This window comes from Symbioplanes lichenis, from assembly GCF_030709675.1.
GTDB lineage: Bacteria > Actinomycetota > Actinomycetes > Mycobacteriales > Micromonosporaceae > Actinoplanes > Actinoplanes lichenis.
Window position 1 is genome coordinate 191,365 of sequence record NZ_JAUZQD010000004.1, and the last position, 17,489, is coordinate 208,853.

Annotated in this window: 15 protein-coding genes and 1 tRNA gene; 6 read left to right on the forward strand and 10 right to left on the reverse strand. The window is 72.6% G+C overall.

The genetic code is table 11. The features are described 5' to 3' along the window. Nucleotides 1-15: 15 nt before the first annotated feature. Entirely contained in the window at nucleotides 16-681 is a 666-nt protein-coding gene (locus RAN62_RS11110) for an NlpC/P60 family protein (protein WP_305784476.1), read from the reverse strand. Nucleotides 682-825: 144 nt separating this feature from the next. On the opposite strand from RAN62_RS11110, the gene RAN62_RS11115 reads away from it, so the two are divergent. Together RAN62_RS11115 and RAN62_RS11120 are read left to right on the forward strand one after the other, a co-directional pair. Beyond that, nucleotides 826-1,902, forward strand: coding sequence for a S1 family peptidase (locus tag RAN62_RS11115; RefSeq protein ID WP_305784477.1), 1,077 nt, complete (start codon nucleotides 826-828; stop codon nucleotides 1,900-1,902). Then, nucleotides 1,902-3,071, forward strand: coding sequence for a sialidase family protein (locus tag RAN62_RS11120; protein WP_305784478.1), 1,170 nt, complete (start codon nucleotides 1,902-1,904; stop codon nucleotides 3,069-3,071). Before RAN62_RS11115 ends, RAN62_RS11120 begins: the two co-directional genes overlap by 1 nt. On the opposite strand, the gene selB is transcribed toward RAN62_RS11120, so the two are convergent. Both selB and selA read right to left on the reverse strand, forming a co-directional pair. Then, nucleotides 3,061-4,791, reverse strand: a complete 1,731-nt coding sequence (gene selB / locus RAN62_RS11125; protein ID WP_305784479.1) for a selenocysteine-specific translation elongation factor — start codon at nucleotides 4,789-4,791, stop codon at nucleotides 3,061-3,063. The genes RAN62_RS11120 and selB overlap by 11 nt on opposite strands. Before the next feature lie 2 nt (nucleotides 4,792-4,793). Then, nucleotides 4,794-6,077, reverse strand: coding sequence for an L-seryl-tRNA(Sec) selenium transferase (gene selA, locus RAN62_RS11130; RefSeq protein WP_305784480.1), 1,284 nt, complete (start codon nucleotides 6,075-6,077; stop codon nucleotides 4,794-4,796). A gap of 68 nt (nucleotides 6,078-6,145) precedes the next feature. Here selA and RAN62_RS11135 point away from each other — a divergent pair, with 68 nt between their 5' ends. Continuing rightward, nucleotides 6,146-6,538: a nuclear transport factor 2 family protein gene (locus RAN62_RS11135; RefSeq protein ID WP_305784481.1), complete on the forward strand. Its 393-nt coding sequence runs from the start codon at nucleotides 6,146-6,148 to the stop codon at nucleotides 6,536-6,538. Continuing rightward, nucleotides 6,535-7,245 carry a helix-turn-helix transcriptional regulator gene (locus tag RAN62_RS11140; protein ID WP_305784482.1) on the forward strand — a complete coding sequence of 237 codons (711 nt, stop codon included), beginning with the start codon at nucleotides 6,535-6,537 and terminating at the stop codon, nucleotides 7,243-7,245. The genes RAN62_RS11135 and RAN62_RS11140 overlap by 4 nt, the downstream gene beginning before the upstream one ends. Before the next feature lie 19 nt (nucleotides 7,246-7,264). Here the strand turns inward: RAN62_RS11140 and RAN62_RS11145 are convergent, their stop codons facing one another. The 4 genes from RAN62_RS11145 to RAN62_RS11160 form a co-directional block, all read right to left on the reverse strand. After that, the gene (locus RAN62_RS11145) at nucleotides 7,265-8,299 is read right to left on the reverse strand and encodes a hypothetical protein (protein ID WP_305784483.1); all 1,035 of its coding nucleotides are present in this window, start codon (nucleotides 8,297-8,299) and stop codon (nucleotides 7,265-7,267) included. A gap of 211 nt (nucleotides 8,300-8,510) precedes the next feature. After that, nucleotides 8,511-8,993, reverse strand: coding sequence for a hypothetical protein (locus RAN62_RS11150; RefSeq protein WP_305784484.1), 483 nt, complete (start codon nucleotides 8,991-8,993; stop codon nucleotides 8,511-8,513). Nucleotides 8,994-9,036: 43 nt separating this feature from the next. Continuing rightward, a tRNA-Sec gene (locus RAN62_RS11155) sits at nucleotides 9,037-9,132 on the reverse strand. 207 nt (nucleotides 9,133-9,339) lie between these two features. Next, entirely contained in the window at nucleotides 9,340-9,531 is a 192-nt protein-coding gene (locus RAN62_RS11160) for a hypothetical protein (RefSeq protein ID WP_305784485.1), read from the reverse strand. A gap of 132 nt (nucleotides 9,532-9,663) precedes the next feature. On the opposite strand from RAN62_RS11160, the gene selD reads away from it, so the two are divergent. Together selD and RAN62_RS11170 are read left to right on the forward strand one after the other, a co-directional pair. Beyond that, nucleotides 9,664-10,659 (forward strand): selenide, water dikinase SelD, encoded by a 996-nt coding sequence (gene selD, locus RAN62_RS11165; protein ID WP_305784792.1) that lies wholly within the window; start codon nucleotides 9,664-9,666, stop codon nucleotides 10,657-10,659. Next, nucleotides 10,659-11,549 carry a DUF5996 family protein gene (locus RAN62_RS11170; protein WP_305784486.1) on the forward strand — a complete coding sequence of 297 codons (891 nt, stop codon included), beginning with the start codon at nucleotides 10,659-10,661 and terminating at the stop codon, nucleotides 11,547-11,549. The genes selD and RAN62_RS11170 overlap by 1 nt, the downstream gene beginning before the upstream one ends. Nucleotides 11,550-11,922: 373 nt before the next feature. Here RAN62_RS11170 and nrfD read toward each other — a convergent pair whose 3' ends face one another. The 3 genes from nrfD to fdh are packed head-to-tail and all read right to left on the reverse strand — an operon-like array spanning nucleotide 11,923 to nucleotide 17,410. Then, nucleotides 11,923-13,005 (reverse strand): NrfD/PsrC family molybdoenzyme membrane anchor subunit, encoded by a 1,083-nt coding sequence (gene nrfD / locus RAN62_RS11175; protein WP_438874484.1) that lies wholly within the window; start codon nucleotides 13,003-13,005, stop codon nucleotides 11,923-11,925. Beyond that, the gene (locus tag RAN62_RS11180) at nucleotides 13,002-14,105 is read right to left on the reverse strand and encodes a 4Fe-4S dicluster domain-containing protein (RefSeq protein ID WP_305784487.1); all 1,104 of its coding nucleotides are present in this window, start codon (nucleotides 14,103-14,105) and stop codon (nucleotides 13,002-13,004) included. Before RAN62_RS11180 ends, nrfD begins: the two co-directional genes overlap by 4 nt. Further along, on the reverse strand, nucleotides 14,105-17,410 hold the full coding sequence (gene fdh / locus RAN62_RS11185; protein ID WP_305784488.1) for a formate dehydrogenase: 3,306 nt from the start codon (nucleotides 17,408-17,410) through the stop codon (nucleotides 14,105-14,107). The genes RAN62_RS11180 and fdh overlap by 1 nt, the downstream gene beginning before the upstream one ends. Nucleotides 17,411-17,489: the final 79 nt, after the last annotated feature.

Below are 17,489 nucleotides of genomic sequence, written 5' to 3' on the forward strand. Positions count from 1 at the left end.
CTGCTGTGAGAAGAACTACTTGCGGATCGAGTCGTACCGGTAGGGCTCGTAGCCGGAGTGCCGGGCGTCGATCACGTGGATCTTGCGCCGGTTCATGTCGCTGGCGGTGCTGCCCTCCTCGTAGATCCAGAAGTCCGCCTTGGTGTCCTCGTCGACCCAGCGCTCGAAGAGCTGCACGTGCGTGCCCTTCTTGAGCAGCGCGTCGCCGGGCAGCAGGTCGTTCCAGTTGATGACGTGCGACACCGTGTCCAGCGAGCGGGTGGTGAGGCTGGTCTTGAGCTTCCAGGCCATCGAGACGAAGCCGGAGCAGTCGGTGCGGTAGCGCTTGCCGGCGCCCTTGTCGGTGGCGGTGGCGCTCTGGCTGTAGGGGATGTTGCGGTTGTACCAGTTGATCCCGCGCTCGAGGACGTCGGCCCGCTGGATGGGCTTGCCGTAACCCGACGCGGTCAGCTCCGCGTCGTCGGCGACGGTCAGGACCTCGGTCGCACCTTCGCCGGCCGCCCCCTCGGGCGTGACCGTGTCGGGGAACTCGTCGTCGGCGGCGGCCTGGACGACCCCGCCGGCGGTGGCCGCGGTGGTGGCCGCGAAGGCCGGGATGGGAGCGGAGAGGACACCCGCCGTGGCGGCGAGCGTCGCCGCGATCGCGGCCATCCGGATCCGGCGGTTCGTGAGCTTGCGCATCTGCTGCTTTCCCTTCGGAGTCGATGCCTCGCTTGGCATCGGCGGAAAGCTATCGACGCCGCGTACACCGGGCGCATATGCGCGTACGGACGGTTCATGTACGCCGGCTTCCTAGCGTCGGCGCCACGAGAAGGGGAGGCAGACATGCCGAAGAAGTTGCTCGCGGCCGCCGGGGTGCTGGCCGTGTCCGCGGTGCTGGTGCCCGCGCCGGCCCAGGCGCGAACCGCGGCCGCCACGCCGATGCGCGCCGACGCGGCGGGGGCTTTCGCCGCGCGGCTCGGTGACACGCGTACGGGCGGAACCTATGTGGACGCCGAGGGACGCGCGGTCGTGACCGTGACCGACGCGGCGGCCGCGCAGTCCGTGCGGGCCGCCGGCGGCGTGGCGCAGGTGGTCTCGCACAGCCTGGCCGAGCTGCGGACGGCCACCACCGCGCTGGACGACTCGGCGCGCATCCCGGGCACGTCGTGGGGCGTCGACCCGGGCACCAACCAGGTGACCGTGGAGATGGACAGCACGGTCACGGGTGCGCGGCTGGCGCAGCTGCGGGCCGTCACCGACCGGCTCGGCGACAAAGTCAAGGTGACGAGGATCGCCGGGGAGCTGCGGCCGACCGCCGGCACGTTCACCTCCGGCGGCCAGGGCATCCAGGACAAGGCCGAGAACACGAAGTGCTCGATCGGCTTCAACGTGAAGAACGCCGCCGGGGCGCGCTTCTTCGTGACGGCCGGCCACTGCGGCAACGAGGTCACCGCGTGGGACAAGGCCGCCGACGGCACCTATCTGGGCACCGTCAAGGAGAGCAGCTTCCCCGGCAACGACTACGCGATCGTGACGTACAAGAACCCGGACGTCACCCCGTACGGAACGGTGTGGGTCAACGGGGTGGAGGAGCAGATCAGCAGCTCCCGCTATCCCGTCGCCGGCGAGCCGGTCTCCCGGGCCGGCACCGCCAGCACCGACCTGGTCGGCAAGGTCCTGACGCTGAACAACACGGTCAACTACTCGCAGGGTACGGTCACCGGCCTCGTGAAAACGACGCTCTGCGCCGAGAACGGGGACAGCGGCGGGGCCCTGTTCAGCGGCACGGTCGCCCTCGGCATCACCTCCGGCTCCACCAACCCGGGTCAGTCCTGCTCCGACAACGTGGCCGGCGAGCAGCGCACCTACTACCAGCCGGTGCAGGAAGTCCTCGACCACGCCGGCCTGACGGTCTACTGATGCGACTCCTTCTGGCACTTCTGCTGGTGACCGGCACGCCGGTCGTCACGGCGCAGCAACAACAACACAGTGAGCTTCTGCTGTTCGACGGGGGCAGCGAGACGCTCAACGGCACGACCTATCACTCGTTCCGCATTCCGTCGTTGCTGCGCACCACGAAGGGCACCCTGCTCGCCTTCGCCGAGGGCCGCGCGGAGTCCAACGCCGACTTCGGCAACATCAACACGATGGTCAAGCGCTCGACCGACGACGGCAGCACCTGGTCGGGGCTGGGCGAGGTGATCGGGACCGGACAGGGCACGTGGGGCAACCCGACGAGCGTGGTCGACCGCGACACCGGCACGATCCTCCTCTTCCTGTCCTGGAACGCGGCCGGCGTGAGCCAGGACACCGTCTCCGCGTGGGGGGACCGGCGGGTCAAGCTCTTCACGAGCAGCAAGGAGGAGGACGGCACGGTGTGGCACGGGCCCACCGACCTGACGGCGGCGGTCACGCCGAAGCAGCACGCCGACGGGTCACCCTGGGCGTGGGACGCGGTCGGGCCGGGCGCCGCCGTCCAGACGGCGTCGGGGCGGATCGTCGTCCCGGCCACCAACCGGAACATCTACAGCGACGACGGCGGCCGGACGTTCCGCAGCGCCCCGATGGCCCGCGGGCAGGAGGTCACCGGCGAGAGCACGGTGCTCGAGCTGACCGACGGGCGGCTGATGCGCAACGACACCGCGATCCGGTCGCGCTGGGAGACGGCGAAGAGCCGGTGGGTCGCGCGCGGCACGATCGAGGGCGGCTTCGGCGCGTACGCTCCGGAGCCCGCCCTGCCCGATCCGCACGCCGAGGCGTCCGTGCTGCGCTACAACCTCGACGCGACGCCCCGGATCATGTTCCTCAACTCGGCGAGTGCGGTGAACCGCCGGGCCATGACGATCCGGGTCAGCACCGACGAGGGCGTCACGTGGCCGGTGAGCCGCACGCTGGCCGACGCTCCCCTGCCGGCCTGGCCCCAGCTGGGCCCGGGCAACGTCGTGGAGGGCGGCTACTCGAGCATGGCCAAGACGGCCGACAAGGCGGTCGGTGCGCTGGTCGAGGTCAACGAGGACGCCGACGCGAGCGACACGTCGCACCGCTCGATCGTCTTCCGCAAGATGAACCTGCCCTGGATCACCGGCTGACCTCGCGGCGGTCGTCGGGCAGGCGGCGGGTCAGGCCCCGGGTGTCGAGGAGGCCGAGCAGCGGCACGGCGACCCGCCGGGTGGTGCCGAGGGCCTGGCGGGCCTCGCTCAGGGTGAAGGGCTGCGGCAGATCCGCGAGGACGGCGGCGGCCTCCTCCGGGGCGGTGGGCGGCAGCACCACGCCCCCGCCCAGGTGGACGAGCAGGCCGGCGCGGGCGGCGGCGGCGATCTGTTTCGGGGTCAGCGTCAGGTCGTTGGCCTCGGGAGCATCGAACCGGTGGCCGGCTAGCGCCTTCCCGACCGCCTCGGCCAGCTCCGCCGGGGTGCCCGCGTCCGCTGTCGACACCCGGCCGGCCCGCAGGACCAGGGGCGGGCGGACCAGGGCCTCGACCAGGGCGCGGTCGGGGAGGCCGAGGCGGTGGCGCAGGGCCTCGACGGGGGCGCCGGGCTCGAGGGGGTTGTCGCGCGCGTGCGCCGCCACCTCCTCGGCCAGGCGCTCGCCGAGGGCGGCCCAGTGCCCGGGGTCGGCCAGCCAGTCCCCGGCGACCGGGGGCGCGTCGACGGTCACGCCCATCCGTTCCAGGTCGCCGGAGCGGGCGAGCCGGCGCCTGCGCAGCTCGCCGCCGAGGTCCGGGGTGCCGTCGAGTCCGGCGAGGACCTCGGCGCGCGCGGCGGCCGCTCCGCGGCGGGACAGGCCGGGCGGGACCACGTCGAGCACGGTGACGCCGCCGGCAACGTGGTGGCGGCCCGGGTCGCGGAGGAGGGCACGGTCGCCGAGGCGGAGCGGTAGGGGGCGGGCCAGGCGCAGGCGGGCGGTGTCCGGGCCGAGAGGCCGCACCCGGGCCGCGACGGCGGCGGACCCCAGGTGGAACATCAGCGTCGCGGGCAGGTCCGCCACCGCGTCCCCGTGCACGCGGACGTCCAGCAGCTCGGTGAGCAGGAACTTCCCGGGCGTCAGCAGAGCCTCGCCGCGGCTCACGTCCTCCTTCGCCAGGCCGCGCAGGTTGACGGCGACCCGCGCCGGGGCGGCGATCTCGGTCACCGGCGCGCCGAGGCTTTGCAACCCCTTGACGCGTACGGGCCGGGGGTGCCCGGTCAGCTCCAGCTCGTCGCCGACCGCCAGCCGTCCGGCGCCGAGCGTGCCCGTGACGACGGTCCCGGAGCCCTTGACCGTGAACGCGCGGTCCACCCACAGCCGCACCGGCCCGGGAACCTCCTGGGGCAGCGTCGCGACCAGCCTCGTCAGCGCCGGCCGCAGATCGTCGAGCCCGGCGCCGGTCACCGCGCTGACGGCGACCGCTTCGACGTCGCGCAGGCCGGTCGGCGCCAGCTCGAGCCGGGCCTCCTCGATCGCGAGGGCGGGATCGGCCAGGTCGCTGCGGGTCACCACGAGCAGCCCATGGCGTACGCCGAGAGCGTCCAGCGCGGCGAGATGCTCGGCGGACTGCGGCATCCAGCCCTCGTCGGCCGCCACGACGAGCAGCGCGGCGGGCACCGGGCCGATGCCGGCGAGCATGTTCGGCACGAAGCGCTCGTGCCCCGGGACGTCGACGAAGGCCACCGTGACGCCGGGCGTGAGCTCGGTCCACGCGAAGCCGAGGTCGATGGTCATGCCCCGGCGGCGTTCCTCGGCCCAGCGGTCGGGCTCCATGCCGGTGAGCGCGCGGACCAGGGTGGACTTGCCGTGGTCGACGTGCCCGGCGGTCGCGATGACGTGCACGGTCAGAGGCTTCCGATCGCGGCGATCAGCTCGGCGTCCCGGTCGGCCGGCACGCACCTGAGGTCCAGGAGGAGGCGGCCCCGCTCGACCCGTCCGACCACGGGGGGCGTGCCTGTGCGCAGCGGCTCGGCGTACTTGTCGGAGAGGGCGAGCGCGTAGGACGGCAACTCCAGCTCCGGGGCGCCACCGCCACCGACCACGGCCACGGCCGGGACGACTTCCGCCTCGATGCCGGCCTCGGTGAGGGCTCGGTGCGCGTGCTCCGTGCGTACGAGCAGATCGGCGGGAGGGAACCGCAAGGCCTGCCACGTCGGGGTTTCCGGGCCCGTCAGGGTCGCGTGCAGCGCGGCCAGGGTGAGCTTGTCGACCCGCAGCGCGCGGGCGAGGGGGTGGCGGCGCAGACGCTGGACGAGCTCCGCGCCGCCGAGCAGCAGACCCGCCTGGGGGCCGCCGAGCAGCTTGTCGCCGCTGGCGATGACCAGGTCGGCTCCGGCCTGGAGCGTCGTGGCGGCGTCGGGCTCGTCGGGCAGCAGCGGATCGGGCTTGAGGAGTCCCGAGCCGATGTCCGCGACGACCGTGGCTGTTAAATGGGACAAATCCTCCATGTCGGGCGCGCTCGTGAAGCCGCGGACCACGAAGTTCGACGGGTGCACCTTGAGGATGAACCCCGTCTCCGGCCCGATGGCGCTCTCGTAGTCGGCGAGCGACGTCCGGTTCGTCGTCCCCACCTCGCGCAGCCGGGCGCCGGTCGACACGAGCAGGTCGGGCAGCCGGAACCCGTCGCCGATCTCCACCATCTCGCCCCGGCTCACGATGATCTCCCGGCCCGCGGCCAGCGCGGTCGCCGCCAGCACCAGCGCCGCGGCGCCGTTGTTGACCACGTGCACGTCGCCCGCGTCCGGCACCGCGGCGGCCAGGGCGGCCAGGGCGTCGCGCCCCCGCTTGGCCCGGCGGCCGGTGGTGAGGTCCAGCTCGACGTCGGTGTGCCCGCCCGCCTCGGCCACCGCCCGCACGGCCGCCTCGGACAGCGCGGCCCGCCCCAGGTTGGTGTGCAGCACCACCCCGGTCGCGTTGAGCACGGACCGCAGCCCGGCGGCGGTCGGCGGCAGCGCGGCGAGCGCCTGCTCGGCCACCTGACCGGGGTCGATCTCCCCGGCCCGGGCCCGCTGCTGCGCGGCGACCACGGCCGCCTTCACGGTGGCCCGCCCGAGCCGTCCGGCCGCCGAGGCCAGGCGCGGGTCGGCCAGGACAGCATCGGTACGGGGCACAAGCCGGCGTGGATCCACCCGCCAACAATAGGACGGCCCCGGAACACCGACACACTGTTGTCGCACCGGCACCCGAGGGTGGAGTCATGACCGACAGCACCAACGCACTCGACCTGTGGCTGACCATGTGGAACTCCGACGGCGCCCTCGCCCGGCGGATCTGCGCCGACGACTTCCGGATCCACTTCGCGGTGACCGAACCCGACGGGTCGACCCCCGCGGACGAGATCCGCACCGCCGACGACTTCGCCCGCTATCTCGACTGGTGGCACGAGCAGAACCCGGGCGTCGTCTTCACGAGGATCGCCGATGCCGTCGACGGCGAGCACGGCCGGCTGCTCTGGGACGTCGACGCGGGCGGCAAGCGGGCGGGCGGCGTCGACGTGTTCGACTTCGCCGCGGACGGCCGGATCCGGCGCGTCTGGTCCGTCGGCGGACAGCGGAGCATGCGGTCCGCCTCTGACAGACTCGGGGAGTGAAACGCGCCGAGCGGCAGTACGCCCTGGTCGACCTGCTCCGCGGGGCGCGCCGGCCCTGGTCCGCCGCCCGGCTCGCCGGCGAGTTCGGGGTGTCCGCGCGCACCATCGAGCGCGACATCGGATCACTCCAGCTCGCCGGGGTCCCCATCTATGCCGACCACGGGGCGGCGGGCGGCTACTCGATCCTCCGTGAGTACTCGCTGCCGCCCCTGAACCTGTCCGCCACCGAGTCGCTGGCGGTGCACGCCGGGCTCGCGCTCCTCGACTCCTCGCCCTACCAGGGGGCCGCCCGCCGCGCCCGCGCCAAGCTCACCGCCGTCATGGCGGAGGAGCACCGCGGGCCCGTCCGCGAGCTCCTCGGCACGATGCGGGTCATCGACGCCGTAGCCGCCACGGACGACGTGGTGCCGCTCGGGATGCTCGCCGACGTGATCGCCGCCCGGCGCGTGGTGCGGCTCACCTACCTGGGCGAGCGCGAGGATGACAGCACGGTCCGTGACGTCGAGCCGATGGGGCTTCTCCGCGCGGGCGACGCCTGGCTGCTGACGGGGTGGTGCCGGCTCCGGGACGCCGTCCGCGGCTTCCGCATCGAGCGGATCACCCGGCTCGAGATCCTCGGCGAGGTGCCGCCGCCGCGGGACCCGGCGGTGCTCGAGGCGGACCTCGCCCGGTGGCCGACGCGGCGGCTCGCTCCGCCCCTGCCCTGACCGCCGCTCCCCGCTCCGTCTAGCTGCGGCGGGCGGTCAGCCCCTGGCGCACCTCGCGGGCCACGCGGCGTTTGATGCGCGTGAGGACGGGCACCTCGGGCCGGTCCGCCCGCTCGCTGACCTTGTCCGTGTAGCCCAGCAGCCCGACGATCGTGTCCAGCGCCGTGTCGAGCAGCTGCGCGTCGGTGAGGGCGTCGGGCTCGGTCATGCCGTCGCGCGGGGGCGCCGGCTCCAGCTCCGCAAGGTCACCGGCCACCCGGCACGGATAGCCGGCCAGCTCGCGCACCTGCTGCTCGGAGACCTCGGCCACCCAGCGGGCGCGGTCGGGCCCGAGGCCGTACCGGAGGGTGTTGGGGGCTTGCTTCAGCACGGGGTTGACCAGGTGTCGCAGGACCACCTTCCGGTACGGCGTCCGGTGCGGATACTTCTCCCCCAGCCGATGGTTCACCCGGCGCAGCAACTCGATCTCGGCGGCGCCCAGCGACAGGTTCGCCGTGTCCTCCGTGATCTCGCACAGCCCGCCGGCGATCCCGAGAACCGAGGCGAACCGCTCCCACAACAGCAACCGGGGCGCCCCGGCCGGCGGCACGGTGACGAAGTGCCGCCGCTCGGCCGGCACATGATCACCCCACGTCCGCAGCATCCGCGGCGCCGTATGGTTCCAGAACGCGTCGTGCCGCCCCGACTCGATCGCGGCCAGGAACTCGCCGAAGCTCCACAGCCCCCGTGATCGGATGCTCTCCTGCCACATCGACGGCAGCGTCCGCCCCAGGTCCCGCCCCACGACCACCACATGCACCTCGGCCGGCGCCAGACTCGCCACGGCCCGCCCGGCCTGCTCCGCCGTCGCCCCGCCGAGCCCCTCGTTCGTGATGACCACGTCCCCGTCGAACGCCGCGGCCTCCCGGACCAGCGCGTCCCACGTCCACGTGGCGCCCGGGTCCCGCCACGACACCTGACGCAGATCCATCATCGCCTGGTCGTGCGCCTTCCAGCCCCCGCCCGGCAGCAGAATCCCCGCCGCCCGCAACGCCGGCGCATTCCCCCACAACACGTTCTGCACAAAGGTACTGCCCGTCTTCGGCGCCCCCACATGCAGAAAAACGCGTCTCGCCACTCCTGAACTCCCCTACTTCACCGCCGCGGTCAAGATTCCGAGCGTGGCACAGCGCCCGCGGCTTTCGGGCTCCCAGTCCAACCTTCACCGAGCGTTCACCGGGGCTACTTCTCGAAGACGGCGAGCACATTGAGCGCGAGGCCGGACCTCAGCGTGCCCACGAGACGCAGGCCGTGCTTGTGGCCGCGCCAGATCGTGGACCACGCGTAGACTCCGGTGTCGTAGGCGCCCTGCCCGCGCAGCGACAGGTTATGCCGTCCTCCAGAACCTTCATCGCCGTGCGGGCGCTGTAGTTCTGGGCGTACCACTCCCAGTACTTCCGCGTGTCCGCGGGATTGCTGTCGCTCGGATAGGTCGGCGGAAGATGCCGGACGCGCTGCGACGTCAGCTCGGCCAGCCGCTCGTACAACAGCACCACCTTCCCCGCCGGCAGTTCGACGGCCACCGGGATGACCGGCCGGCCCGCCGGCAGGTCGACGAAGACCAGCGGCCGCGGGCTCAACGTCGGATCGATCCCGTCGGCTGCGCTCCAGTCGGCACCCGTCACGGACAGCGTGCGATGCGGCAGGTTGACCGAGTAGTGCAGGGCGAGCTGGACCAGCTGGCGCTGAGGCGTCCGGATCGGCCGCAACTCGATGGTGTCGCGGGAGGGACGAGCGCCGGTGCCGGCTGGTTGGCGGAGGCGGACGGGAATCGAACCCGCCTGACCCGGATGCCGGGTCACAACGATTTTGAAGACCGCGAGGGGCACCAGCCACCTGAACGCCTCCGCCGATCACCCTAGCGCCTGGCTCCGGAGGTGCTGGTGGCACGGTCGCCGGGCGGGCATCGTGGGCCGGCTTGTGGCGGCGGCTCCGGGGGGCGGGAGGAGGCCATCGCCGCCTCCGTGCGGGGCGACCCGGGCGGCCGAAGGCGCGGCGGCAAGCCGCTCGGGCAGCCGCAAGGCGGCGTGGCGAACGGTGCCGATCGGCGGGCGGTCAGCCGCGGTCGTTGCCCATGAGGCGGCGGATCTTGTCGATCAGCTCGGTCTCGAAGGCGGCGACGCTGCCGTCGACGACGCCGGTGCGGTAGTCGGCGCCGGTTGCCGGGTCGGTGGCCCGGTCGGCGTCGGGCCGGCGGGCGGCACCGTCGGCGTGGCCGGCGGTGTAGGCATCGATCGCATCATCCACCGACGGACTCTCGCATGCGGCGTGAGCTGGGGATACCCGCCGTACGGGGGATGTTGATCGAGCCGTTTCGGCCGGGCGCCGGCGGCCGTTCCGGCCGGGGCGTGGCAGAGTGCAGGGGTGACTGCGACGGAGATGCGACGGCTCACCCAGTACGCGCACGGCGGCGGCTGTGCGTGCAAGATCCCGCCCGGGGAGCTCGAGGCCGTGGTGGCCGGGCTGACCGGGGGCGGGCTGCCGGAGGGGCCGGGCGAGCTGCTCGTGGGGCTCGACGACGGCGACGACGCCGCCGTGGTGCGGCTGGCGGCCGGGACGGCGGTGATTGCCACGGCGGACTTCTTCACGCCGGTGGTCGACGATCCGTACGACTGGGGGCGCATCGCCGCCGCCAATGCGCTGTCCGATGTCTATGCGATGGGCGGCGTCCCGGTGGTTGCCGTCAATCTGCTCGCGTGGCCGCGGGACCTGCTGCCCATGGAGCTGGCCGCCGAGGTGCTGCGCGGGGGGCTCGACATCGGGCGGGAGGCGGGGTGCCACGTGGCGGGCGGGCACAGCGTCGACGACCCCGAGCCCAAGTACGGGATGGCCGTCACGGGCGTCGGCGACCCCGGGCGGCTGCTGCGCAACGACGCCGGGGTGGCCGGGGTGCCGCTCACCCTGACCAAGCCGCTCGGCATCGGCGTGCTCAACAGCCGCCACAAGAGCACCGGCGAGGTCTTTCCGCAGGCCGTCGCGGCCATGACGCAGCTCAACCGGGCGGCGTCCGAGGCCGCTCTCGCCGCCGGGGCCGTGTGCGCCACCGATGTGACGGGGTTCGGGCTGCTCGGACATCTGCACAAGCTGGCGCGCGCGAGCGGGGTGACCGCACGGGTGGACAGCTCCGTGGTCCCGTACCTGGACGGTGCTCGTCAGGCCCTGGCCGACGGCTTCGTGAGCGGCGGCACCCGGCGCAATCTCGACTGGGTCCGCCCGCACCTCGACGCGGACGGCGTCAGCGAGGACGAGCTGCTGCTGCTCGCCGACGCGCAGACGTCCGGCGGGCTGCTCGTCGCCGGGGAGATCCCCGGGCATCCCGTGATCGGCGAGCTGCTGCCGGCCCGCGCCGACAGCCGCACGCTCGAGGTCCGCTGATGGCGTGGCCGCGCCTGCGGGCCGGCGACTGGACGGCCACGCGCGACACCCTGCACATGTGGACGCAGATCGTGGGGAAGATCCGCATGGCGTACGCCCCGGCGGTCAACCACTGGTGGCACGTCACCCTCTATCCGAGCGCGCGCGGCCTGACCACCTCCGCGGTGCCGCACCCGGACGGGCTCTTCGAGATCGAGTTCGACTTCGTCGACCATCAACTCCGCATCCGTACGGACGACGGCCGCACCGCCTCGATCCGGCTGGAACCCAAGACCGTCGCCGCCTTCTACCGCGAGACGACGGCGGCCCTGGCCGCGCTCGGCCTCGAGCCGGACATCCACGCCGTGCCCAACGAGGTGGAACGGGCGATCCCGTTCGCCGACGACGAGGAGCACGGCGACTACGATCCGGCCGCCGCCCGGGCCTTCTGGCAGCAGCTGGTCCACGTGGCCCGCGTCCTCGAGCGCTTCCGCTCCGGCTTCGTCGGCAAGGCCAGCCCGGTCCACTATTTCTGGGGCGCCATGGACCTGGCCCACACCCGCTTCTCCGGCCGCCCCGCCCCGCAACACCCCGGCGGCGCGCCCAACTGCCCGCCCGGCGTGATGCACGAGGGCTACTCGCACGAGCTGGCCAGCTTCGGCTTCTGGCCGGGCGGCGGGACGGAGGGCGCCTTCTACGCGTACGCCTATCCCGAGCCGGCCGGCTACCCGGACCAGCCGGTGAGCCCGTCCGGCGCGTACTACGACAAGGACGCGCGCGAGTTCCTGCTCCCGTACGAGGTGGTGGCCGGCTCCCCCGACCCGGAGGCCGCGCTGACCGCCTTCCTCCAGTCGACCTACGAAGCCGCCGCCGACCTGGCCGCCTGGGACCGCGAGCAGCTCGACCGCTGACGCCCGCCCCGGCGCCGATCCGGCTCAGCGCACCGGGCCGTGGCGCCCGACCGGCGCCGCATCGCGGGTTCGGGCCGACGGCCGGCGAGGACCGGCGACGGCGGATCCCGCACGATGCTTCGACCGCGTGGGCAGGCACCCCCCACGACCGCGCCGCGACAGCAAAAAGCACGACTGTGCGACGACCGGCAGTCGAGACGTCGGGCACGGAAAAAGCACGACCGTGCGAAGAAGGGCAGCCGAGGCGCGGGGCACGGAGAAGCACGACCGCGCGAAGACGGCCAGCCGAGGCGCCGGGCACCGAAAAAGCACGACCGTGCGAAGACGAGCGGCCGGGTCGTCCGGCGCGCGGAGGCCGAGTGGGTTCCCGGGCTCAGGCGCCGGGAGCCAGGGGACCTGCGGGCGGCGTCGGGGCGTCGGCGGGCGTCTGCTTCGGGGCGTCAGCGGGGCCGCGAGCGGCGAGGCGTTCGCGTTGCGGGACGACCGTGTACTTCGGGTCGCGGGCCGAGGCGAGCCCCGCCTCGAAGACGCCGAAGCGGGTGGCGATCGAGCCGGCCAGCAGGGCGAGGCCGGACAGGGCCGACACCGTGCGGCTGCGGCGGCCGAGGAGGGCGCCCACTCCCCCGGCGGCGGTGAGGAGGCGGGCGGCCTTCATCAGCTTGCCGGCCCTGCCCTGGTGGAAGGGCTCGCTGACCAGGCCGTAAGCGTTCTCGACGCGGTGACCGGCGGCCAGCTCGAGGGCGGCGCCGGCTACGGCGAGGCGGCGGGCGGGGGCGGTTTCGGCGGGCGGGGCGGCGATCAGGCCCACGGCGGCGCCGCTGGCCAGGGCGCTGCCGGCGAAGAGGAAGGGCAGGTCGGGGTAGGGCTCGTGCCAGCTCGGCGTGGCGGTGTCGGCCAGCAGGACCGCCGTGTACGTGGCCAGGGCGGGCGCGACGATCGCGGCACCGTAGCCACCGGCGGTGCCCAGCGGGGTGACGAGGTGCCGCAGCGACGAAGGGAGCAGCGGGGCTGCCTCGGCGACTCCGGCGACGCCGGCGCCCGCGGCGAAGGCGCTGAAGATCCAGGTGCCCATGGACATGGGTGAGGTGGGCTTGGCGACGCGGAGCATGTTGATGAAGCGCTCGGGGCGGCCGAGGTCGTTGATGAGGAAGTAGCCGCTGGCGGCCACGGCGCCGAGGGCGGTCACGCGGCCGGCGCGGCGCAGAGCCGGGCGGCCGGTGGCGGAGCCGCCCGCGGCGAGGAGGGACGAGCCCGCGGCCAGACCGCCGGTGAAGAGGTACGCCGGGATGTCGTGGTGCCACGGCGCCGGCTTGACGATCGGGCGGCCGTAGTAGGAGCGGAAGTCGGCCGGCGGGACCATCGAGCGGTCGCCGCGGCGCCGGGAGGATGTGGCGGCACCGTCCCGGCGGCGAGAGGACCGGCGCCGATCGGAGGAAGAGGAGGCGGACGTGCTCATGAACGGCTCCCCAGGAACGAGACGACCGCCGTGGCGGCCATGGCGAGGGCGGCCAGGCCGGCGCGCTTGTACATGGCGGGCAGGTCGCGGGTGGTGACGACCGGGTCGGGCGGCAGGCCGTACACCTCGGGCTCGTCGAGGAGCAGGAAGAACGCGCCGTCGCCGCCCACCCCGTCGTCCGGCTCGTTGCCGTAGAGGCGGGCCTCGCTCACGCCCTGCTCGTGCAGGGCGGCCACGCGGGCGGCGGCGCGTTCACGAAGCTCGTCCAGCTCGCCGTACTGGATGGACTCGGTGGGGCACGCCTTGGCGCACGCCGGGGTGAGCCCGTCGCCGATGCGGTCGTAGCAGAGGGTGCACTTCCACGCGCGGCCGTCGTCCTCACGGCGGTCGATGACCCCGTACGGGCAGGCCGGAACGCAATAGCCGCAGCCGTTGCAGATGTCCGACTGCACGACCACCGTGCCGAACTCGGTGCGGAACAGCGCGCCGGTCGGGCACACGTCGAGGCAGCCCGCGTGCGTGCAGTGCTTGCACACGTTGGACATCATCAGCCAGCGGAAGTCCTCCCGCGGCGCGTCCAGCGTGCGCCCCGGAAGGTCCGAGCCGGGCATGCCGAGGAACTGCGAGCTGCCCGATTTGTCCAGGATGGATGATGTCGTAGCCGCAGCGGCCAGCGCGTCGAACGCCGGCCCGATTCCGGGTGCTGTCCCCGTGTCGGGAACGGTCTGGGACGCCACGGCCGCGGAGTGAGCGCTGGCCGAGGGACCGGACGGCAGGCCCGCGAAGGCACCCGGGGTGGTAGTGGCCTGCCCCGAGGAGCAGCCCCCGCCACAGCCGCCGGACGACGAGCCGGGCTGCTCGATGAAGGCGACGTGCCGCCAGCTGTTCGCGGTGAGGCCGCCCGTGTTGTCGTACGACTGGCCCAGGAGGTTGAAGCCGTCGTCCGGGACCGCGTTCCACTCCTTGCACGCGACCTCGCACGCCTTGCACCCGATGCACACGCTCGTGTCGGTGAAGAAGCCCATCCGCGGCGGCGCGTCGACATAGCCCGCGTCGGGCGCCGGGTCCAGCGGCCCGTAGAAACTGTTCGGCCCGGCCACTAGCTGTCCCCGTCCTCGTCCGACGAGCCGTCGGCGGCGCCCGATGCGTCCAAGGTCGCCTGGTCCACGGTCGTCATCGGCTGCTTGTGGTCCGGTGCGAGCCCCGCCCGGTCACGGAAGCTCTGCACGTACGCGGTCAGCTCCGCACCGGTCGGCCGCCGCCCCGCCCGTACGTCGCAGGTGCCGACCTTGCTCTCCTGGATGAGCACGTTCGGATCCAGCGTGATGCCGATCAGGTCGTTGGCCGCGTCCCCGGTGACCAGGCCCTCGTGCCCCCAGTGGTAGGGCAGCCACACCTGGTGCACCAGCCTGTCCTCGATCCGCAGCGGCCGCATCCGGTCGGTCACCATGACCCGGGCCTCGATCGCGGATCGCGCCGTCACGATCGTCGCCCAGCCCAGGTGCTCCAGGCCACGCTCGGCGGCGAGCTGCGGGGACACCTCGATGAACATCTCGGGCTGCAGCTCCGACAGGTACGCGAGCTGCCGGCTCATGCCCCCGGCGGTGTGATGCTCGGTGAGGCGGCTGGTGCTGAAGACGTACGGGTAGACGTCGGTGTGGGCCTCGGGCGCGCTCGGGTTGGTCAGGTTGTCCGAGCGGTCGTAGATCTTCCGTGTTGGGTTGGCCTGCTGGTCGTAGAGCGGGTTGCGCACCCCGGACTCGGCCGGCTCGTAGTGCGTCGGCATCGGGCCGTCGATGAGCCCGCTCGGCGCGTAGAGCCAGCCCTTGCCGTCGCCCTGCATGATGAACGCGTCGTCACCGGAGATCGCCTCGACGCCCGTGGCCCCCTCCGGCGGACGGTAGGACGGCGGCTTGGTCTTCTCGAAGTCCGGCACGTCGTAACCGGTCCACTCGCCGGCGTCGGAGTCCCACCAGACGTACTTCTTCTTCTCCGACCACGGCTTGCCCTCGGGGTCGGCCGACGCGCGGTTGTAGAGCGTGCGCCGGTCGGCGGGCCACGCCCAGCCCCACTCGCGCGCCACCCAGTCCTGCTCGGTGCGCGGCTTGCGCCGGGCGGCCTGGTTCACCCCGTCCTTGTAGACGCCGGTGTAGATCCAGCAGCCGCCGCTCGTCGACCCGTCCGGCTTCATCTCCGTGAAGCTGGACAGCAGCTTGCCGGTCTCCAGGTTGTAGCCGTTGATCTCCTGCAGGACGATCTCGCCCGAGGGCTCGTCCCCTTCGGGCACGTAGTGGTCCCAGGTGAGGTTCAGGAGCCCCTGGTCGCGCGGCAGCGTGGAGTCCGCCAGGCGCTCTCTGAGAAGGCGCCCGAGATGGTAGAAGAACCACAGCTCCGAACGGCAGTCCCCGGCCGGCTCGACGGCCTTCTCCCGCCACTGCAGCATCCGCTGCGTCTGGGTGAACGTGCCCTCCTTCTCCACGTGCGAGGCCGCGGGCATGAAGAACACCTCGGTCTTGCACGTTTCCGGCGTGATCTCGCCGGTGGCGACCTCGGGCCCGTCCTTCCAGAACGTCGCGCTCTCGATCATGAAAAGATCCCGGACCACGAGCCAGTCGAGGTTGGCCATGCCCAGGCGCTGGGCGCGCCCGTGGGCGGAGCCGACCGCCGGGTTCTGGCCGAGCAGGAAGTACCCCTTGATCTTCCCGTCGATCATGTCCAGGACCTGCCGGTACGTGCCGTGGTCGCCGGTCAGGCGGGGCATCCACCCGTAGCCGAAGTCGTTGTCCTTGGTCGCGGCGTCGCCGAAATAGCTCTTCAGCAGGCTGACCGCATAGGACTCCGCGTTGGCCCAGAAGCCCTTCTGGCCCGGGTGCCGGATCGCGTCGATCCACTTCGAGAAGGTCTCGTGCTGCTCGTGGTGCGGCATCGGCAGATAACCCGGCAGCAGGTTGAACAGCGTCGGGATGTCCGTGGAGCCCTGGATGCTGGCGTGCCCGCGCAGCGCCATGACGCCACCGCCCGGGCGGCCCATGTTGCCCAGGAGCAGCTGGATGATCGCGCCGGCCCGGATGTACTGCACGCCGACACTGTGCTGGGTCCAGCCCACCGAATAGACCAGTGCGGTTGTCTTCTCCCGGCCGGAGTTGCTCGTCCAGGCCTCGCAGACCTCGAGGAACTTCTCCTGGGGTACGCCGCAGAGGCGCTCGACGACCTCGGGCGTGTAGCGGGCGTAGTGCCGCTTGAGCACCTGGTAGACGCAGCGCGGGTCCTGCAGCGTGTCGTCACGCGGGACGTCGGCGGGGATCGGCGGGCCGTGCGACTCCTGCTCGAGGCCCGAGGCGGTCTCCCGGTCGACGTGCGAGGCGCCCTCCTCCTGCCCCTCGTCACCCTGGCCGGCGTACTGCCAGGTGCTCTGGTCGTACGCCTTGAGCTCCTCGTCGTAACCGGAGAACAGCCCGGCGAGGTCCTCGGTGTCCTGGAACCCCTCGTGCACGAGCATGGCCGCGTTGGTGTACGCGAGCACGTACTCCCGGAAGTCCTTCTCGTGGCTGAGGATGTAGTTGATGACGCCGCCGAGGAACGCGATGTCAGCCCCGGCGCGTACGGGCACATAGCTATGCGCGAGCGCGCTGGTGCGCGTGAACCGGGGGTCGATGTGGATGACCTTGGCCCCCCGCTTCTTGGCCTCCACGACGTACTGGAAGCCGACCGGGTGTGCCTCGGCCATGTTCGAGCCCTGGATCACGATGCAGTCGGCGTACTCCAGATCCTGGAGGAAGTTGGTGGCCCCGCCGCGGCCGAACGAGGTCCCCAGACCGGGGACGGTGGCGGAGTGTCAAATACGCGCCTGGTTCTCGATCTGCACTGCGCCCATCGCCGTGAAGAGCTTCTTGATGAGGTAGTTCTCTTCGTTGTCCAGCGTGGCGCCGCCCAGGCTCGAGATGCCCAGCGTGCGGTTGAGCGGGCGCCCGTCGGCGTCGGCGTCCTCCCAGGTCTCCTCGCGCGCGGCGAGCACCCGGTCGGCGATCATCTCCATCGCGGTGTCGAGGTCGAGCTCTTCCCAGTCCTTGCCGTACGGCCGGCGGTAGAGCACCTTGCGCTGCCGGCGGTCGCTGGTGACCAGGCTCTTGCTGGCCGAGCCCTTGGGGCACAGGCGGCCCTTGGAGATCGGGCTGTCCGGGTCGCCCTCGATCTGGACGACCTCGCCGTCCTTCACGAAGACCCGCTGGCCACAGCCGACCGCGCAGTAGGGACACACCGATTTCGCGACGGAGTCGGCGGTCTCGGTGCGTGCGGTCAGCGACTTCGAGCGCGCGGACTGTGCCGCCGCGCCCCGGCCCAGAGGGTCGGTGCCGGTCAGCTGCCGGTAGACCGGCCAGCCCTCGATCCACGTCTTGACACCCACGAGATCAACATACGCCTCCCCGTACGCCCCCGCACGGCGAGCGGCCCCGCGGTGCCGCGTCACCCGCCCGGGTGTTTGT

Excerpts from the sequence above, each read along its gene's own strand:
- RAN62_RS11110 (WP_305784476.1), bottom strand. The coding sequence starts at position 681 with ATGCGCAAGCTCACGAACCGCCGGATCCGGATGGCCGCGATCGCGGCG.
- RAN62_RS11115 (WP_305784477.1), top strand. The coding sequence starts at position 826 with ATGCCGAAGAAGTTGCTCGCGGCCGCCGGGGTGCTGGCCGTGTCCGCG.
- RAN62_RS11120 (WP_305784478.1), top strand. The coding sequence starts at position 1,902 with ATGCGACTCCTTCTGGCACTTCTGCTGGTGACCGGCACGCCGGTCGTC.
- RAN62_RS11135 (WP_305784481.1), top strand. The coding sequence starts at position 6,146 with ATGACCGACAGCACCAACGCACTCGACCTGTGGCTGACCATGTGGAAC.
- selD (WP_305784792.1), top strand. The coding sequence starts at position 9,664 with ATGCGACGGCTCACCCAGTACGCGCACGGCGGCGGCTGTGCGTGCAAG.
- RAN62_RS11170 (WP_305784486.1), top strand. The coding sequence starts at position 10,659 with ATGGCGTGGCCGCGCCTGCGGGCCGGCGACTGGACGGCCACGCGCGAC.
- nrfD (WP_438874484.1), bottom strand. The coding sequence starts at position 13,005 with ATGAGCACGTCCGCCTCCTCTTCCTCCGATCGGCGCCGGTCCTCTCGC.